At 73.0% G+C, this 16730-nt stretch carries 16 protein-coding genes; 5 read left to right on the top strand and 11 right to left on the bottom strand.

What is annotated here, in order from left to right:
- Positions 1 to 90: 90 nt before the first annotated feature.
- Both H291_RS0118035 and H291_RS30685 read left to right on the top strand, forming a co-directional pair.
- The gene (locus tag H291_RS0118035; protein WP_020016410.1) at positions 91 to 678 is read left to right on the top strand and encodes a TetR/AcrR family transcriptional regulator; all 588 of its coding nucleotides are present in this window, start codon (positions 91 to 93) and stop codon (positions 676 to 678) included.
- Positions 679 to 683: 5 nt separating this feature from the next.
- Positions 684 to 1283: a DsbA family protein gene (locus H291_RS30685; RefSeq protein WP_157237182.1), complete on the top strand. Its 600-nt coding sequence runs from the start codon at positions 684 to 686 to the stop codon at positions 1281 to 1283.
- Here the strand turns inward: H291_RS30685 and H291_RS30680 are convergent.
- Entirely contained in the window at positions 1222 to 2166 is a 945-nt protein-coding gene (locus H291_RS30680; RefSeq protein ID WP_020016408.1) for an alpha/beta fold hydrolase, read from the bottom strand. The genes H291_RS30685 and H291_RS30680 overlap by 62 nt on opposite strands.
- A 34-nt stretch (positions 2167 to 2200) precedes the next feature.
- Here H291_RS30680 and H291_RS0118020 point away from each other — a divergent pair, with 34 nt between their 5' ends.
- Complete coding sequence (locus H291_RS0118020) at positions 2201 to 4207, top strand: AfsR/SARP family transcriptional regulator (protein ID WP_020016407.1); 2007 nt, start codon at positions 2201 to 2203, stop codon at positions 4205 to 4207.
- Positions 4208 to 4553: 346 nt separating this feature from the next.
- Complete coding sequence (locus H291_RS0118015) at positions 4554 to 5390, top strand: slipin family protein (RefSeq protein WP_020016406.1); 837 nt, start codon at positions 4554 to 4556, stop codon at positions 5388 to 5390.
- Between the two features lie 19 nt (positions 5391 to 5409).
- Here H291_RS0118015 and nhaA read toward each other — a convergent pair whose 3' ends face one another.
- Complete coding sequence (nhaA, locus tag H291_RS30675) at positions 5410 to 6810, bottom strand: Na+/H+ antiporter NhaA (RefSeq protein ID WP_051109517.1); 1401 nt, start codon at positions 6808 to 6810, stop codon at positions 5410 to 5412.
- A 28-nt stretch (positions 6811 to 6838) separates the two neighbouring features.
- Complete coding sequence (locus H291_RS0118005; protein WP_020016404.1) at positions 6839 to 7666, bottom strand: helix-turn-helix transcriptional regulator; 828 nt, start codon at positions 7664 to 7666, stop codon at positions 6839 to 6841.
- 100 nt (positions 7667 to 7766) lie between these two features.
- On the opposite strand from H291_RS0118005, the gene H291_RS0118000 reads away from it, so the two are divergent.
- Positions 7767 to 8504, top strand: coding sequence for an SDR family oxidoreductase (locus tag H291_RS0118000; protein ID WP_020016403.1), 738 nt, complete (start codon positions 7767 to 7769; stop codon positions 8502 to 8504).
- Positions 8505 to 8513: 9 nt separating this feature from the next.
- On the opposite strand, the gene H291_RS0117995 is transcribed toward H291_RS0118000, so the two are convergent.
- From H291_RS0117995 to solA, 8 genes are all read right to left on the bottom strand, one after another.
- Entirely contained in the window at positions 8514 to 9581 is a 1068-nt protein-coding gene (locus H291_RS0117995) for an FAD-dependent monooxygenase (RefSeq protein WP_020016402.1), read from the bottom strand.
- A gap of 41 nt (positions 9582 to 9622) precedes the next feature.
- Positions 9623 to 10231 (bottom strand): TetR/AcrR family transcriptional regulator, encoded by a 609-nt coding sequence (locus H291_RS0117990; RefSeq protein ID WP_020016401.1) that lies wholly within the window; start codon positions 10229 to 10231, stop codon positions 9623 to 9625.
- 78 nt (positions 10232 to 10309) lie between these two features.
- Complete coding sequence (locus H291_RS0117985; RefSeq protein ID WP_020016400.1) at positions 10310 to 11560, bottom strand: epoxide hydrolase family protein; 1251 nt, start codon at positions 11558 to 11560, stop codon at positions 10310 to 10312.
- A 38-nt stretch (positions 11561 to 11598) separates the two neighbouring features.
- The gene (locus H291_RS0117980; RefSeq protein WP_020016399.1) at positions 11599 to 12069 is read right to left on the bottom strand and encodes a nuclear transport factor 2 family protein; all 471 of its coding nucleotides are present in this window, start codon (positions 12067 to 12069) and stop codon (positions 11599 to 11601) included.
- 23 nt (positions 12070 to 12092) lie between these two features.
- Positions 12093 to 12518: a nuclear transport factor 2 family protein gene (locus tag H291_RS0117975; RefSeq protein ID WP_020016398.1), complete on the bottom strand. Its 426-nt coding sequence runs from the start codon at positions 12516 to 12518 to the stop codon at positions 12093 to 12095.
- A gap of 227 nt (positions 12519 to 12745) precedes the next feature.
- Entirely contained in the window at positions 12746 to 14926 is a 2181-nt protein-coding gene (locus H291_RS0117970) for an RICIN domain-containing protein (protein ID WP_033327000.1), read from the bottom strand.
- 93 nt (positions 14927 to 15019) lie between these two features.
- Complete coding sequence (locus tag H291_RS0117965) at positions 15020 to 15535, bottom strand: hypothetical protein (protein ID WP_020016396.1); 516 nt, start codon at positions 15533 to 15535, stop codon at positions 15020 to 15022.
- A 43-nt stretch (positions 15536 to 15578) separates the two neighbouring features.
- On the bottom strand, positions 15579 to 16721 hold the full coding sequence (solA, locus tag H291_RS0117960) for an N-methyl-L-tryptophan oxidase (protein ID WP_020016395.1): 1143 nt from the start codon (positions 16719 to 16721) through the stop codon (positions 15579 to 15581).
- Positions 16722 to 16730 lie beyond the last annotated feature (9 nt).

Below are 16730 nucleotides of genomic sequence, written 5' to 3'. Positions count from 1 at the left end.
GAACGTTCGTTCTCCGCCCACATCCGTTACAGTAGAGAACGAACGTTCTCCGCGCAAGTCGTGCGGGACGGAAGACGGGGTGAGATCGCGATGATGGACGAGAACGCCGCCCGCGAGGCCGTGGTGCGGGCCGCCGACGAGCTGTTCTACGCGCGCGGCGTGCAGGCCGTGGGCATGGACGCGGTGCGGACGGCGGCGGGCGTCTCGCTGAAGCGGATCTACTCGCTCTTCGCCTCCAAGGACGAGCTGATCGTCGCCGTCCTGCACCACCGCACCGGGGTCTGGGACAGCGGGCTCGCGTCCGCGTCCGAGCGGGCCACCACGGCGCGCGAACGCATCCTGGCGATCTTCGACTTCCTCGACGCCTGGTTCCGCGAGCCGGACTTCCGCGGGTGCGCGTTCATCAACACCCACGGCGAGCTGGGCGCGTCGTCGACCGCGGTGGCGGACGCCGTCCGCGAGCAGAAGCGCACCTTCCAGCAGTACGTCGCCCAGCTCGTGGCCGACGCCGGGGCCCCGCCCGCCCTGGCGCCCCAGCTCGCCATCCTGGCCGAGGGCGCGCAGACCACGGCCGCCATCGCGGGTACGCCGGACGCCGCGCACCACGCGCGGGCCGCCGCCGAGACCCTGCTCGACGCCGCCGTCCCGGCGCGACCCGCGGCGGTGGTGGGATCATGAGCGACATGACGACCGACGAGTCCGAGAAGGGCACGCGCGAGGCGACCGCCAGCGCCGTGCCGGCGGCCGCGCACGACGCCGACGACTTCGCGTTCCGCTGGGCCTACGGCAACCCGGAGGCGCCGTTCACCATCGTGGAGTTCGGCGACTTCGAGTGCCCCTACTGCGGGGCCGCCAAGCCGGTGCTGCACGAGCTCATCAACGGCTCGGACGGCCAGGTCCGCCTGGTCTGGCGCCACTTCCCGCTGTTCGAGCCGCACCCGTACGCGCTCACCGCGGCCCTGGCGGCCGAGGCCGCGGGCCACCAGGGCGCGTTCTGGCCGATGGCGGGCCTGCTCTTCAAGCACCAGGACAGCCTCGACGACGCGTCGATCGTCCGGTACGGCGAGCAGCTCGACCTGGACACCTCCGCACTGGTGGGCGACGGGGCGCAGAAGTTCGCCGACGCCGTCCGCACGGACTACCAGGACGGGATCGACGCCGGCGTGCACGGCACGCCGACGCTGTTCATCAACGGCGAGCCCTACCTGGGCGACGTCACCGTCACCGACCTGCGGGACACGATGGGCCTGTCGCGCAAGCGCGCGTCCCGCTGGGGTCGGTAGGTGACTGCTGGCGCGCGAGCAGCGCGCGCAGGTGGCCGACGATCTCGTCCGGGGCCTGCTCGGCCATGAAGTGGCCGGCGGTCACCGTGCGGTGGTCGAGGTCGGCGGCCCAGGCCGACCACAGGCCGGCGGCGTCGTAGCCGAGCGCGGCGCCCCAGTCCTGCTGGAGCACGGTGACAGGCATCGCCATCCGGCGCCCGGCGGCCCGGTCGGCCTCGTCGTGCTCGATGTCGATCCCGGCCGACGCCCGGTAGTCCGCCACGATCGAGGGGACCGCCTCGCGCGAGGCCCGCAGGTACTCCGCCCGGACCTCGGGCGGGATCGCCTCCTGGCTGGTGCCCCAGGCGTCGAGGAAGAACGCGAAGAACTCGTCGGCCGCGCCCTCGATCATCCGCTCGGGGAGGCCGGGCGGCTGGGCCATCAGGTACAGGTGGAACGCGACGGCCGCGTTCGCCCCGTGCAGCACGTCCCACATGTCGAGGGTCGGGAGCACGTCCAGGATCGCCAGGTGGGTCACGCGGTCGGGGTGGTCCAAGCCGGCGCGGACCGCGACGAGGGCGCCGCGGTCGTGCCCGGCGAGCGCGAACGTCTCGTGGCCGAGCGCCCGGGCGAGCTCCACGACGTCCTGCGCCATGGTCCGCTTGGAGTAGGTGTCCCGGTCCTGCTCGGCCGGCTTGTCGCTGTCCCCGTAACCGCGCAGGTCGGGGACGATCACGGTGTGGTCCCGGGCGAGGTCCGCCGCGACGTGCCGCCACATCAGGTGGGTCTCCGGGAACCCGTGCAGCAGGACCACCGGGCTGCCGGCGCCGCCGACGGCTACGTTGAGGTGCACGTCGCCCACGGCGACACGCTGGTACTCGAACTCAGGGATCTTCGTTGTCATGCCCGCCAATCTCCAGGACACGAATGAGCAACCAATGAGCGGATCCGTGCGGGTGGGCGTGCTCGGCCCGGTCACGGCCTGGGTCGACGACGCCGAGGCAGCGCTGGGCGGCCCGCGCCAGCGAGCGGTGCTCGCGCGCCTGGTGGCCGCCCGGGGGCGGGTGGTGACCGCCGGCCGGCTGGTCGAGGACCTCTGGGACGAGCCGCCACAGGGCGCGCTCGTGGCGCTGCGCACCTTCGTCGCGGCCCTGCGCCGCGCGATCGAGCCCGGGCGCGCGGCCCGCACCCCGGCGCGGGTGCTCGTCACCGACGGCCCGGGGTACGCGCTGCGCCAGGCCGACGTGGACGCCCGGGCGTTCGAGGCAGCGGTGGCGGGCGCGCGGGACCTGGCGCCCGCCGCGGCCCGCACCGCGCTCGACCGGGCACTGGGCACCTGGCGCGGCGCGGCGTACGCGGGGCTGGAGCAGCCCTGGGCCGTGGCCGAGCGGGGCCGCCTGGCCGAGCTCCGGCTGGTCGCGGTCGAGCGCGTCGCCGAGGCGCGCACCAACCTGGGCGAGGCCGCCGACGTCGTGCCAGGCCTGGACGCGCACGTGACCGAGCACCCCTGGCGCGAGGAGGGCTGGCGGCTGCTCGCGCTGGCGCTGTACCGGTCGGGCCGGCAGGCCGACGCGCTGGCGGTGCTCCGCCGGGCGCGCGCCATGCTGGCCGGCGAGCTCGGCGTCGACCCGGGGCCGCGGCTGGCGGAGCTGGAGGCGCAGGTGCTGCGGCACGACCCGGCCACGGGCGGCACGCCCGGGGCCGACGACGTCTGGCGCGACACGACGTCGGCCTACGAGCGGGTGGTCGCCGCCGGCGCGCGCACCCGGCTGGAGTCCACCACCACGCTGCTGCGCACCCTGGCGATGACCGGCGGCGAGGGGCTGGCCGCCGCCCGCGCGCAGCGCGTGGCCGCCGTCGGCGCCGCGGAGCAGCTCGGAGACCCGGACCTCACCGCGCGCGTGATCGGCGCGTTCGACGTGCCCGGCGCCTGGACCCGGTCCGACGACGCCGAGCTGGCCGCCCAGGTGGTCGCCGCCGCCGAGCGGACGCTCGCCGCGCTGCCCGACGACGCGCCCGACGCCGTCCGAGCCAAGCTCCTGGCGACGGTGGCCGTCGAGTCACGGGGCCTGGCCGGGGCCCGCGGGCCGCAGGCGGCGCACGAGGCGGAGGTGCTCGCCCGGCGGTCCGGCGACCCGGCGGTCCTCGCGTTCGCGCTGGCCGGACGGTACCTGACCCGGTTCGAGCACCCGGGCCTGGCCCCGGAGCGCGACGCGATCGGCGCCGAGCTCGTGTCGCTCGCCGCCCGGCACGGGCTGGCGACGTTCGAGATCCTGGGGCACCTGGTGCGGGTGCAGGCCCTGTCCGCCCTCGGCCGGTGGTCCGACGCGCAGCGGCACGCGGACAGCGCCGAGGCCCTCGGGCTGCGGCACGAGCGGCCGCTGGTGGGCGTGTTCACAGCGTGGTTCGGGGCGCTGCCGGCGGCGGCCGGCGCGGACGACGCCGTCTCCGTCGCAGACGCCGAGCGCCGATACCGGGCGGCCGCCGCGACGCTCGACGGCGCGGGCATGCCCGGGCTCACCGAGGGCCTGCTGCCGCTGGCAATCCTCGGGCTGCGGGTGTGGCTGGGGCTACCAGCGTCCCCCAGGAAGGCCGGGACCGCACCGACCCTGGAGGACGCCAACTGGGGCCCCTACGAGCCCTGGGCCCGCCCGCACCTGCTCCTGGCCCGCGCCGCCGCAGATGCCACGGCGAGCGCGGCGGCGATCACTGCGGCGGCAAGGGCCGTCCGCCGGATCCCGGACCCTCCGCCAGGCCTCCTGGCCGAGGTCCTCTGGATCCTCGCCGGCCGCGCGGCCGTCGCGGTGGGCGAGCGCCGCATGGCCGAACGCGCCCGCGCGGCCCTGACCCCGGCCGCCGCCGAGATCGCGGCGGGCAGCGGCGTCCTGACGGCGGGCCCGGTCCGGGACCACCTGAACGCACTGGAGACGTTCCTCGCCAACTGACGGACCGACCACGGTCTGCAGCCAAACTACCGACCATCCGCCCCACTCCCCTTCGAGGCCTAAGTTTCTTCGCTTTCCCGAGCGCCAAAGCGGAGAAACTTAGGCTTCAAAGGGGAACCAGCCAACGGCGGAACGCATCCCCCGAGGCACCCGTAGCCCACCCGGCCGACGGCGGAAACCCCCGGCCGCGCCCCCTCGCCGCCGGAGTATCGTGAGAAATGGACGGCCCAGGACGCCTCTGCCCGGGACCCGGTCCTGAATCTTCCTGAGAGGTAGGCGTCATGACGACGTCGAACGCCGGCCCGCCGGCTGACTGCTCCTCGCGCGGACCCTGCGGAGCATCCCGATGAGCACCTGGGCCTGGATCCTGATCGTGGTCGTCGTCCTCGTCGTGATCGGCCTGGCGATGGCGATCAAGATCGTCAAGCAGTACGAGAAAGGCGTGCTCTTCCGGTTCGGCCGGCTCAAGGGCACCCGTGAGCCGGGCCTCCAGGTCATCATCCCGGTGGTCGACGTGCTGCACCGGATCTCCCTGCGGATCGTCACGATGCCGATCCAGTCGCAGGGCATCATCACCAAGGACAACGTGAGCGTCGACGTGGCCGCCGTCGCCTACTTCCGGGTGGTCGACGCCGTGAAGTCCGTGATCGAGATCGAGAACGTCTCCGCGGCCATCAACCAGATCGCCCAGACCACGCTGCGGAACGTCGTCGGGCAGCACGCGCTGGACGAGATCCTGGCGGAGACCGACCGGATCAACGACGCCATCCGCCTGATCCTCGACCGCACGACCACCGGATGGGGCCTCCGGATCACGCTGGTCGAGCTCCGGGACATCCAGCTGCCCGAGACCATGAAGCGCGCCATGGCACGGCAGGCCGAGGCCGAGCGGGAGAAGCGCGCGAAGATCATCAACGCCGAGGGCGAGCAGCTCGCAGCCACGAGGCTGGGCGACGCCTCCGACATCATGATGGTGCACCCGCTGGCGTTGCAGCTGCGCAACCTGCAGACGCTGGTCGAGCTCGGCGTCGACCGGAACACCACGGTCGTGTTCCCGGCGCCGCTGATGAGCACCATCGGCGAGCTCGGCAGCTTCCTGGCCCGCGAGGAGGCGGCCGCTACGGCGAGACCACCGGTCGGCAGGGCAGACGACGACTCCACCCCGGCACACGGGCAGGGGTGACACCCGACGGCGCCCGTCCTCACGCCGGCGGGCGCCACGCCCCCTCGGGCAGCGGCGGCGGGCCGGTGGCCTCGTTCGGCGAGCACAGGGGCAGCCGGTCGCCGAAGTACCGCAGGATCACCGCGCCGATGACCCCGGCCAGCAGGGACCCGAGCAGGATGCCGACCTTGGCCTCGTTGATCAGCGCCTCGTCGTCGAACGCGAGCTCGCTGACGAAGAGCGCGATGGTGAAGCCGATGCCGCACAGGAACGCACCCCCGGCCAGGTGCCCGTACCGCACCTGGCCGGGCAGGGTGCCCAGCCCGGTGACCAGCGCGATCATCGCTCCGGCGAAGACGCCGATCCCCTTGCCCAGGACCAGGCCCACCAGCACACCGAGCGTGACGGGACTCGACACGGCGGCGCTGATCGACTCCCCGGACAGCACCACACCCGCGTTCGCGAGCCCGAACACCGGCACCACGACGTACGAGCTCAGCGGGTGCAGCGCGTCGAGCAGCCGGTCGCTCGTCGGGACCGCCGACCGCGCGGCGCTGACCGCGAGCCGGGAACGGGCCGGGTCGAGCTCCTCCATCAGGGCGCGTCCGTAGACCCGGAAGTACCAGCGCGCCTCGTCGTCGTGCCCACGGCGCGCCGTCGGCACCGCGAGACCCACCACCACGCCCGCCAGGGTGGGGTGCAGCCCGGACTCCAGCACCACGACCCACAGCACGGCGCCCACCAGCAGGTAGGGCGCGATCTGCCAGATGCCGATCCAGCGCATCGCGAACAGCACGACCGCCAGGAACGCCGCGAGCACCAGCGCCCCGACCATGAGCGCGTCGGAGTAGAAGATGCCGAGCAGGGCGATGGCGCCGATGTCGTCGAAGATCGCCAGCGTCAGCAGGAAGATGCGCAGCTGGTCCGGGCAGCGCGGCCCGACCAGCGCGAGCACGCCGATCACGAACGCCGTGTCCGTGGACATCGGCAGGCCCCAGCCCGCGGCGTCCGGCCCCGACGGGTTGATCAGCAGGTACATGCCGATCGGCACGGCCAGCCCGCCGATGGCCCCGAACAGCGGCACGGACGCGGCGCGGAAGCTGCGCAGCTCGCCGACCGTCAGCTCCCGGTTGACCTCCACGCCGACCACCAGGAAGAACACGGCCATGAGGAAGTCGTTGACCCAGTGGTGCAGCGACAGGTGCAGCTCCCAGGTACCCACCGTCAGGTTGATCGGCGTGTCCCACACGGCCTCGTAGGAGCCGCCTGCGACGTTCGCCCAGACCAGCGCGATCGCCGACGCCGCGAGCAGCAGCGTCGCGCCCCCGCCCTCGGTCGCGAAGTAGCTGCGCAGCCCTGGGGAGAGACGTGGATACGGGATGTCGACCCGAGGCCTGGGTCCTGGTCGGGTGGGTACTCCCGTAGGGATCCGGTCTGCCACGGGTCAAGGATAGAAGACGCCGACGGCGTCAGCCGATCGCCCGGGTCGCGGCCAGGGTGCCGAGCAGCGCCAGCCCCTCCGCCGACGGCGACCCGGCCGTCGCGTGGTAGACGACCAGCTCCTGGCCCGCCGCGCCGCGCACGTCGAAGACGTGCACCCGCAGCTCCAGGTGGCCCACCTCGGGGTGCGCGAACCGCTTCCTGTCCAGCCGCTTGCCGCGCGCGTCGTTGCGGTCCCACAGCTCCGCGAAGTCGGGGCTCTTGACCCGCAGCTCGTCGACGACCGCCCGGATCCGCGGGTCCCCCGGCGTGAGCCCGTCGGCGAGCCGGAGCCCGGCCACGGTGTTCTCCGCGACGAGGTGCCAGTCCGGGTAGAAGGTCCGCGCGCGGGGGTCCAGGAAGGTCGCCCGGGTCAGGTTCCGCGAGAACGGGAAACCGCCGAAGAGCGCCTCGGCGAGCGGGTTGGCCGCCAGCACGTCGAAGGCGCGCCCGAACACGAGCGCGGGGCTGCCGGTCCACGAGAGCATGACCTCCAGGAGGGCGTCGTCCGCCTCCTCGACCGGCGCGGGCGGCACCGGCCGGGGGCTCAGGCCGGCGAGGCGGTAGAGGTGCTGCCGGCCGTCGTCGTCGAGGCGGAGCACCTCGCCCAGGGAGTCGAGCACCTGCGGCGACGGGCTCGTCTCGCGCCCCTGCTCCAGGCGCACGTAGTAGTCCACGCTCACCCCGGTCAGCATGGCCACCTCCTCGCGGCGCAGCCCGGCAACGCGGCGCCGGCCGTGGACCGGCAGCCCGAGCGCCTCGGGTGCGAGCCGGTCGCGCCGGCCGCGCAGGTAGTCACCGAGCGGGGAGGAGGTCATGCCCCGACCGTACGACGCACGCGGTCCCCTATCCAGGGTGTGCCGCACCCAGGTGGACGGCGGCCTTCCTGGCCGCCGGGCGGCGGACGAACCTGGGGCCATGACACACACAGACACCCCCAAGATCGTCCTGGTGACCGGCGCGAGCAGCGGTATCGGCGAGGCCACCGCCGTCCGGCTCGCCGCGGAGGGCCACGTCGTGGTGCTCGGCGCCCGCCGCACGGACCGCCTGACGGCGGTCACCGAGCGCATCCGGGCCGACGGCGGACGAGCGAGCGCCCTGCCCCTGGACGTGACCGACGCCGACGCCGTGCGCACCGCCGTCGACGCCGTGGTGCGCGAGCACGGCCGCATCGACGTCATCGTGAACAACGCCGGCGTCATGCCGCTGTCCCGGCTCGACGCGCTCCTGCTGGACGAGTGGGACCGCATGATCGACGTCAACGTGCGCGGGCTGCTGCACGGCATCGCCGCGGTGCTCCCGCACTTCCGGCGGCAGGGCGGCGGGCACGTGGTGACCGTCGCGTCGATCGGGGCGCACGAGGTGTACCCGACCTCGGCGGTGTACTCGGCCACGAAGTTCGCGGCCTGGGCGATCACCGAGGGGCTGCGCATGGAGTCCGACCCGAGCATCCGCGCCACCACGATCACGCCCGGGACGGTCGAGAGCGAGCTCGCCGAGCACATCTCCGACCCGGACGCGCAGACGTACATGCGGTCGTTCCGCCGCAACCTCATCCCGGCGGACACGATCGCCCGGGCGATCTCGTTCGCCATGGCCCAGCCCGCGGACGTCGACGTGAACGAGATCGTCGTCCGCCCGGCGGCACAGCGCTAGGCCCGCGGGTCAGGGGGCCGGATGCAGGCCCCGGTAGTTCGCGCGGAACAGCCGCTCGCCCGCCACGCGCAGCAGCCCGTTGCGCGCGGCCGGGTGCAGGCCGCGCGTCCGGTCGCGGCGGCGGGTCTGCTCCTGGACCCGCTCGACGCGCGGCCGCCGGCGCTCCTCGTACTCCCGCAGGGCGTCGGGGACCGAGGCCGTGCGGCCCAGGACGTCGGCGAGCACCAGGGCGTCCTCGAAGGCCATCGCCGCGCCCTGCGCCATGCTCGGCGTCGTGGCGTGCGCCGCGTCGCCGACCAGCAGCACCGGCCCCCTGCTCCACGGCGCGAGCGACACCTCCTCGATCGGCCCGCTGTGCGCCACGGTGGCCGCGGCGACCAGCTCCGCGACGGGCGCGCCGAACCGGGCGACGAGCCCGTCCAGGCCCGCGCCGGCGTCGTCCGCGCTCGCGTCCAGGTAGTGGTAGACCAGGTCCGGGCCGATCGGGAAGGTCAGGAACGTGACCCCGCGGCCGAGCCGGCACGACCACACGGCCTCGGTGTCCCCGCGCGGGGCGAGGAACCGCCACGCGTGCAGCCCCGAGGGCCGCAGCCCGGCGTCCCCGAACACGAGGCGGCGCACCGTCGAGTGCGCGCCGTCGGCACCGACGACCAGGTCGTAGCGGCCCGAGGTGCCGTCGTCGAGGGTGACGTCGGCCTCCGGCCCGTCCGGCACGATCGACGCCGGGCCGGTGCCCCAGCGGATCCCGATGTGCCCGGCGCCGTCGAGCAGGGCGGCGTGGAGCGCCGCGCGGTGGGTGGCGACGGTCGGCGCGATGCCCTGCCACACGCTGTCCGTGCCCACCTGGTAGAGCAGCCGGCCGCGGTGGTCCGCCACCTCCTGGCGGGCGATCGGCACGGCCGAGCCCAGGACGGCGTCCTCGAGGCCCAGCAGGCGCAGCCCGCGGACGGCGTTGGCCGGTAGGAAGATGCCCGCTCCGCCCACGGCCGGGGCGGCGGCCCGCTCCACCACCTCGACCTCCGCGCCCGACCCGCGCAGGGCCCGCGCGACGGCGAGGCCGGCGACGCCTGCGCCCACGACGAGGACCCTCCGGCCGTCCGGAGCGGGACGCGGCGCGCTCACGCGGCGTCCGCCGGGGCGCCGAGCAGCGGCTCGAGCGTCGTGTCCAGCGTGGTCTCCAGGTAGGAGAGGCGCCCGGTGGCGCGCAGCAGCACGACCCCGCCCTGGACGGCGGTGAGGATGCTCCGGGCCGTGTCGCGCACCGGCAGGTCGGGCCGTACGGCCCCGTTCACGATCATGGCCTGCACGCCGGCCATCAGCGCCCCCTCCCAGCGGTCGTAGAGGTCGTTGACGATGTTGCGGGCCTCCGGGGAGGACATGCCCAGCTCGGAGGTCAGCGACCCCATGGGACACCGCTCGCCGAGCTCGACGTAGTGCCGCAGGACGGCGCCACGCCACTCGCTCCAGCTCGCCGCCGTCGACAGGTCGTCGAGGTAGGGGCGCTGCGCGTCGATGACCTGTTCCGCCTCGTAGCTGGTCACCGCGACCAGCAGCCCGGCGCGGCCGTCCGGGAAGTAGTGGAAGAGCTGGCTCTTGCTCGTCGACGTCGCCCGCAGCACCTGGTCGAGGTTGGTCTCCGCCGCGCCCTGCTCGCGCATCAGCAGCGCCGCCCCCGACACCAGCCGCTGCCTCGTGGCGGCGCCCCGCGCCGTCGTCCGCATGGTCATGTCCTCAGGCTAGTGGGATCAGGGACGACTGGACGCCACGGTCCAGCCCCGCCGGGCGGCGGACCGTGGCGTCCGTGCTCACCGGAGCGGGCGGAACGTCGCGCGGATGTCCTCGACGACCGCCTCGGGGTTCTCCCACGGCGTGAAGTGCCCGCCGTGCTCGTGCGCCTTGAGGTAGGTCGGGTTGTACCAGGGCTTCTCGGCGGGGTCGTCGAGGAACGCCTGGACCCGCTGCTCGGTGCTCACCCCGGGCGGGTTCTCGTTGCCGAGGAAGGTGAGCCCGGTGGGCGCCTCGATGATCGGGGTGCGGTCGTGCGACGGCGTCCACGGGTACCGGTTCGCGTTGACGTAGGACCGGATCGAGCTGGTGATCGAGTTCGTGACCCACCAGATCGTCGCGTTCGTGATCAGGTGCTCCCGCGGGAAGACGCTCTCGACGTCGCCGTTCGACTCGCTCCACTTGGTCCACCGGCGCAGGATCCAGGACAGCATCCCCACCGGTGAGTCCGCGAGCCCGTAGGCGAGGTTCTGGTTGTCGAGGATGTGCACCGCGACGTGCGACGCGTACCGGTCCTGGAAGGTGAGGATGCCGTCCCTGATCTCGTCGGACGCGCCGGGCGGCACCGTCGCGCCGCCGGTCAGGTCCCACGGCCGCTCACCCTGGAAGAGGTCCAGGTGGATGGCGTGGCCCAGCCAGATGCCGTACAGGTCCTTCGCGTACTCGTGGCCGAGCTGGCTCGTGACCAGGGCACCGTAGTCGGCCCCGGCGGCGGCGTACTTCTCGTGGCCGAGGTGCTCGGTCATCAGCTTGTGCCAGAGCTCCGCCATCTTCCAGAAGTTCATGTCCGGGCGACCCGCCGGGGTCGAGAACCCGAAGCCCGCCAGCGAGGGCACGATGACGTCGAACGCGTCGGCCGGGTCGCCGCCGTGCGCCGCGGGGTCGGTGAGCGGCCCGATCACCTTGGACCACTCGCGGTAGCTCCAGGGCCAGCCGTGGCTCATGACCAGCGGGATCGGGGCCGGCCCCACGCCGTCCTGCTTCACGAAGTGGATCGGCGTGCCGTCGACCGTGACGCGGTACTGGTTCGCCTCGTTCAGCGCGCGCTCGGCCTTGCGCCAGTCGAACTCGTCGAGCCAGTAGGCGACGAGCTCCTTCATGTAGGCCTGGCTGGTGCCGTAGTAGCCGTCGTTCTCGTCGATGTCGGCGGGCCAGCGGGTGTTGCGCAGGCGGTCCTTGAGGTCGTCGATCGTCTCCTGGGGGATCGAGACGGTGAACCGGTGCTGCTCGAGGTCGGTCTTCACGGTGTCGGTCTTCTGGGCGTCAGACACGGTGCTGCTCCTTCGGGGGTCGGGTGCCGGCGAGCTCGTCATGCGAACTCCAGCCGGGTGCGGGTCTGGGTGCGGGTGGCGATGCGCCACTCGCCGTCGACCCTGCGGTAGGTGACGTGGTAGTGGCCCCAGCCGCGCATGGTGCGGAACGGCGGCAGGGCGTCGCCCGGGGCGGGCGTGGGGATCGCGCTGTCGCCCCGGAAGATCAGGTCGGACATCGCCCAGACCGCGGACGCGGTGTCGGCGGACTCGACGTCGATCTCGTGCGTGAACAGCTGGTGCAGGGGCTGCACGTCGCCGGAGTTGTGGGCGCCGAGCTGCTCCGCGATCTCGGCGGGACCCACCATGTGCACGATCTCGTCGCCGTCCACGTCGAGGGAGCGGAACCAGCCGTCGTCGGCGAACAGGCCGGCAAGGTCCCGCCAGCGCTTCTGGTCGGCGTACCGGGCGTAGCGCGCCTCGACGCGGCGGATGTCCTCGATCGCGTTCAGGGTCTCCAGGTCTCTCATGGGTCTTCCCTTCCGCACGCCGGTCAGAGGCCCAGGAGGCGCTTGGCCTCCAGCGGGTTGGTGTAGTCGCGCCAGGCGGCGATCTTCCCGTCGCGGATCTCGTAGACCGCGAGGTTCTTGATCGGCGCGAGCGGCCCGCCCGCCAGGGCCAGGCCGTGCACCTGCTCGGCGATGACGACGTCGCCGTCGACCGCCTGGTGCAGCGTCTCGAACCGGACGTCGGCGAAGCTGCGGAACACCCCCGCCCACATCGCGACGAGGTCGGCGCGGCCGCGGACGACGGGGTCGCCGTAGTTCTCGAAGACGATGTCGTCCGCGAACCAGGACCCGAGCAGGGCGGCGTCCTGCTTCTCGAAGGCGGCGACGAAATCACGCACGAGGGCGCCGTTGCGCGCCTCCCGCTCCGTTCCGGTGGTGGTGCCGGTGGCGGTGCCGGTGCTGCTGGACATGTGGGCTTCTCTCCTTGACTGGACTGTGCGGTCCACTGTGAACCTCATAAATTGGACCCACAAGTCCAAAACTTGCCCCTCGCGGCCGCGCCGCCCTCGAAGCCCCGTCCGCAGACGCGTTTGAGGCCTAAGTTTCTTCGCTTTGAGCGGGCTCAAAGCGAAGAAACTTAGGCCTCAAAGGGGAAGCCGTCAGCGGGACCCGGTCCCCGGCCCCGCACCGGTCCGGGTCACGGCCCCGTCGTCAGGTACGTCACCTGCCGACCGGAGTTCACCGTCTCCCCCGTGTTGTTGATGACCCGCCGGATGGTGCCCACCCCGCCCAGCGACACGGTCACCATGTTGTGGAACCGCACGCCCGACCGGACCGGCACCTCGAAGGCCCGCGCGTTCGCCACCGCCGGGTTCACGTTGAAGAACGCGTAGCTGCCGAGCCCCCAGGCCTGGTGGTCGGTCACGGCGTCGCCCACCTTGTACGCGGCCCAGCCCTCGGTGGAGCCGTTCATGTACGCGGCCTGGTTCGGCGGGTCGTACGGCATCTCGTTCTGGTAGAAGTACGTGCGCCCGCGCTCGCCGTTCCAGATGGTCTGGTACTGCTGGTAGTGCTCGACGAACAGGCCGTACATCGTCACGTCGTCGCCGTTGACGATCAGGCCGTTGCGACCGGTGTTGATGTTCCAGCCCACCGTGCCACCGTTGCCGTGGTCGGCGCGCCAGATCCAGGCGTGGTCGCCGATCACGTCGTCGCTGTTGACCTCCATGCTCACCACGGCCTTGCCGGCGACCGAGCCGCCGACCCGGATGAACACGTCGGACAGCACCGTCGGGTTGGCCGCGTGGTCCGCGGACGAGCCGGCCGGGCCCACCTGCAGCAGCACGTTCGAGCCGCCGGTCCCGGCGTCGAACATGATGCCGGCCAGGCGCACGCCGTCGACGTCGGCCACCCGCATGGCGTCGATGCCGCCCTGCGGCACGAAGGTCGCCAGGCCCAGCCCCAGCACCACGGTGTCGGCGCGGTTGACCTGGAGCGTCTGGTTGATCGGGTAGGTGCCGGGGGTGACCAGCAGGTTCTTGCCGGCGGCGAGGGCCGCGTTCATGCTGGCCGCGGAGTCGCCGGGCCGCACCACCTGGAAGTCGGCGATCGGCAGCGACCGCCCGGCCGGGTCGCCGTTGGCCCAGGTGGTGCCGACCGAGCCGGACCGCACGGCCGGGACGAACACCCGGTAGGAGCCGTTGTCGTCGACGTAGAGGTACGGCTTCTCCGCGACCTTCGGGGTCGCGGCGATGGTCGTGTAGGGCGGGTTCGGGAAGCTGTTCGACGGCGCCCCCGTGCTGCCCACGAACACCTGGTTCCAGTTGGACCCGGTCCAGCTGCCCATCGCGGAGTTGCGGGTCAGGAACTGCTGCTGGGTGCCGGAGTTGATCTGGCCGTCGATCTTCGAGTCGGCGATGAACCCGCCGGACGACCAGCCGCCGTCGGACAGGGCGAGACCGCCGCGCAGGTGCATGCGCCGGTAGGGCGCGGCCTGGGACACGGACCACCGGTCGTTGCCGTCGCCGGGCGTGACGGACAGCCCCTCGGCGGAGCGCCAGAAGTTCTGCGTGGCGTTCTGCGAGCCGTCCGGCCACCAGTCGGCCTCGACGTGCACGTGGCCGTTGATGTTCACGTCGTCGGGCACCAGGCCCAGGCCCGCGACCTGGGTGAAGAAGCCGACGTTGGCGTCGACGTCGTAGGAGCCCGGGTAGAACAGCATGGCGTGGCGCTGCGGGCCGAACTGGTTGGTCTCCTGGGCGTCGAAGACGCTGTTCAGCTTGGCCTGGACCGCGGCGTCGGACATGGAGGTGTCGAAGACCGCCACGTTCGGGCCGAGGTCGGGGTTGGCCGGGTCCGGGAGCACGGCGTCCGGGTCGGGACCGGGCCCGGACCCTCCGTTGTGCGTCCACTTCTGGTTGGCGGCTCCGGTGCAGGTCCAGAGCTGCACCTTGGTCCCGTTCGCCGTCGCGCCGCCCGTGACGTCCAGGCACTTGTTCGCGGCCTGGTTGACCAGGTCGCCGGCCGCGGTCAAGGACCACTTCTGGCTCGCGAGCGAGGAGTAGCAGTCCCAGAGGTGGACGACGGCGCCGTTCGCCGTCGAGCCGTCGGCGACGTCGAGGCACTTGCCGAGCCCGCGCACGGAGCCGTCGTCCGCGAAGGTCCAGGTCTGGTTGGCGTTGTTCGACGTGCAGTCCCAGATCTGGGGCCGGTTGCCGTTGGCGGTCGATCCCTCGGTCACGTCGAGGCACCGGCCGCTGGCCGAGCCGACGATCGTTCCGGTGGAGGCGGCGGTCGCGCCGGGTGACGCGACCACCCCCAGCAGACCGGCGAGCAGGACGGCGCTCAGTGCGCCGACCACCTTCCGAACACGTGACATGGCAGCCTCCGGCAGGGTCTGGCGCCGCGTCGTCGCGGCGGCGCCTCACCCTACCGAGCCACTTACTAACCTGTCAGTAGGTAAAAACCCCTATCAGCGCCGCCGGGGCAGGGGCTTGGGCTCGGCCGGGTCCGCCCCGTCCGCCCCGGCTTCTCCCGCAGGGGCCGACCCGGCCGGGGCCATCGCCGCGGCCAGCTCGCTCTCGTCCGCGGTCGCGCGGCAGTACACGCGCTTGCCGCTGCCCTTGCACAGCTCGTGCAGGCCGGTGGCGAAGGCGTGCAGGTCCTCGGGCTCAGCCCGGCGGAAGCGCCGCGAGAGGGACCAGTGCTTGACGACGTCATCCAGCGTGGTGGGTCGCACCATGCCGAACAAGGTGACCAGGTGGTTGGAAAGCCGGATCAGCAGCCGGGCGCCGTCCGGGCTCTCGGCCACGAGCTGGGCGCTGCGCAGGCCGTCGTCACCCCGGGGGCCGCCGAGCAGCCGCTCCAGCTGGCCCAGCACGGAGGCGGGGTCGACCACGTGGGATCCCACGGCTCCGTCGATCTCTCCGCCGTCGATCGTCAGGGCCGCCGTCTCGTCGTCGGGGGCCGCAAAATACTCGAACCTCATGCGCGCATCTTTCCGCATGTCAGGGGGTGCTCGGTGCCATTCTTCACGCGAACCGGTCCGGGTCCATGAAGCTCACGTCGCCGTAGGTCTGCTCGCCGACGGCGATCTGCGCCAGCAGCTCGCCCACGCCCGCGACGTGCTTGAACCCGTGCCCGCTGTCCCCGCCGGCCATGACCAGGCGCGGGTCGCCGCCGGGGCGGCCCACGAGGAACAGCTCGTCCGGCGAGTTGGTGATCATGCACGGGATCGCCTTGACCGGGACCGGGTCCACCTGCGGGAACGCCGCAGCGACCGTCTCGGCCAGGCGGTCGACGTCGCGCCGCGGGTGGATGTACCGGTCCAGCTCGTCGGGGTCGGTGTCGTCGTGCCCGTGGTCGCTGAGCCCGATCTTGATGTGGAAGCCGTCACCGCTCCCGTGGCCCCACAGGCCGCGCCCGTCGGCGAGCTCGTAGATGAACGACGGGAAGGCCGCCAGGTCGAACGGCTGCGTGGCGCCTTCCTTGGGCGCGAACCAGTACAGCGGGGTGCGGCGGGGCCGCAGCGGCAGGTCGGGCAGCAGCTTGGCGTTCCAGGCCCCGGCCGTGACGACCGCCTGCGCGGCCTCGAAGACGACGGTCGGCGTGGTCACGCGCACGCCGCCGTCCACGAGCTCCACCGACGTCACGCGCGTGCCCGGGTACACCTGGGCGCCCGCCTCGGCCGCGGCCCGGACCTGGGCTCGGACGTTCCGCTCGGGGAAGCACAACCCGCCCTCGGGGTCGAACACGCCGACCGTCCGCTCGTCCAGGCCGGCGTACTGCGGGAACCGGCGCACCAGCTCGTCGTGCGCCAGGTGGTGCACCTCGACGCCGGCCGCCTCGGCCGCCGCCGTCGTGCCCCGGACCGGCAGCGACGCCGGGCTCCCGACGCTCAGGCAGCCGGTCTGCTCCACGTAGCTCTCGCCGTACCGCTCCCCCAGCCCGGTCCACAGGTCCAGCGACTTGCGGGCCACCGCGGCGAGACCGGGGTGCTCCATGCAGGCGACCCGGAACAGCCGCGTCGCGCCGTGCGAGGACCCGAGGTTGTGCCCGATGTCGAAGCGGTCGATCCCGGCCACGGAGACGCCGCGCTCGGCGAGCCGCCAGAGCGCGGCGCTCCCGAACCCGCCCAGCCCGACGACGACCACGTCAGTGGTGATGGTGCTCATCCGGCCACG

Source organism: Promicromonospora sukumoe 327MFSha3.1, assembly GCF_000385135.1.
GTDB lineage: Bacteria > Actinomycetota > Actinomycetes > Actinomycetales > Cellulomonadaceae > Promicromonospora > Promicromonospora sukumoe_B.
Note: the sequence above shows the minus strand (reverse complement) of the source record. Positions and strands in the feature narration are given on the sequence as shown.

Excerpts from the sequence above, each read along its gene's own strand:
- H291_RS0117965 (WP_020016396.1), bottom strand. The coding sequence starts at position 15,535 with ATGAGGTTCGAGTATTTTGCGGCCCCCGACGACGAGACGGCGGCCCTG.
- H291_RS0117975 (WP_020016398.1), bottom strand. The coding sequence starts at position 12,518 with ATGTCCAGCAGCACCGGCACCGCCACCGGCACCACCACCGGAACGGAG.
- H291_RS0118035 (WP_020016410.1), top strand. The coding sequence starts at position 91 with ATGATGGACGAGAACGCCGCCCGCGAGGCCGTGGTGCGGGCCGCCGAC.
- H291_RS0117990 (WP_020016401.1), bottom strand. The coding sequence starts at position 10,231 with ATGACCATGCGGACGACGGCGCGGGGCGCCGCCACGAGGCAGCGGCTG.
- H291_RS0118005 (WP_020016404.1), bottom strand. The coding sequence starts at position 7,666 with ATGACCTCCTCCCCGCTCGGTGACTACCTGCGCGGCCGGCGCGACCGG.
- H291_RS0117970 (WP_033327000.1), bottom strand. The coding sequence starts at position 14,926 with ATGTCACGTGTTCGGAAGGTGGTCGGCGCACTGAGCGCCGTCCTGCTC.
- H291_RS30680 (WP_020016408.1), bottom strand. The coding sequence starts at position 2,166 with ATGACAACGAAGATCCCTGAGTTCGAGTACCAGCGTGTCGCCGTGGGC.
- H291_RS0117980 (WP_020016399.1), bottom strand. The coding sequence starts at position 12,069 with ATGAGAGACCTGGAGACCCTGAACGCGATCGAGGACATCCGCCGCGTC.
- H291_RS30685 (WP_157237182.1), top strand. The coding sequence starts at position 684 with ATGACGACCGACGAGTCCGAGAAGGGCACGCGCGAGGCGACCGCCAGC.
- solA (WP_020016395.1), bottom strand. The coding sequence starts at position 16,721 with ATGAGCACCATCACCACTGACGTGGTCGTCGTCGGGCTGGGCGGGTTC.
- H291_RS0118020 (WP_020016407.1), top strand. The coding sequence starts at position 2,201 with ATGAGCGGATCCGTGCGGGTGGGCGTGCTCGGCCCGGTCACGGCCTGG.
- H291_RS0118015 (WP_020016406.1), top strand. The coding sequence starts at position 4,554 with ATGAGCACCTGGGCCTGGATCCTGATCGTGGTCGTCGTCCTCGTCGTG.
- H291_RS0118000 (WP_020016403.1), top strand. The coding sequence starts at position 7,767 with ATGACACACACAGACACCCCCAAGATCGTCCTGGTGACCGGCGCGAGC.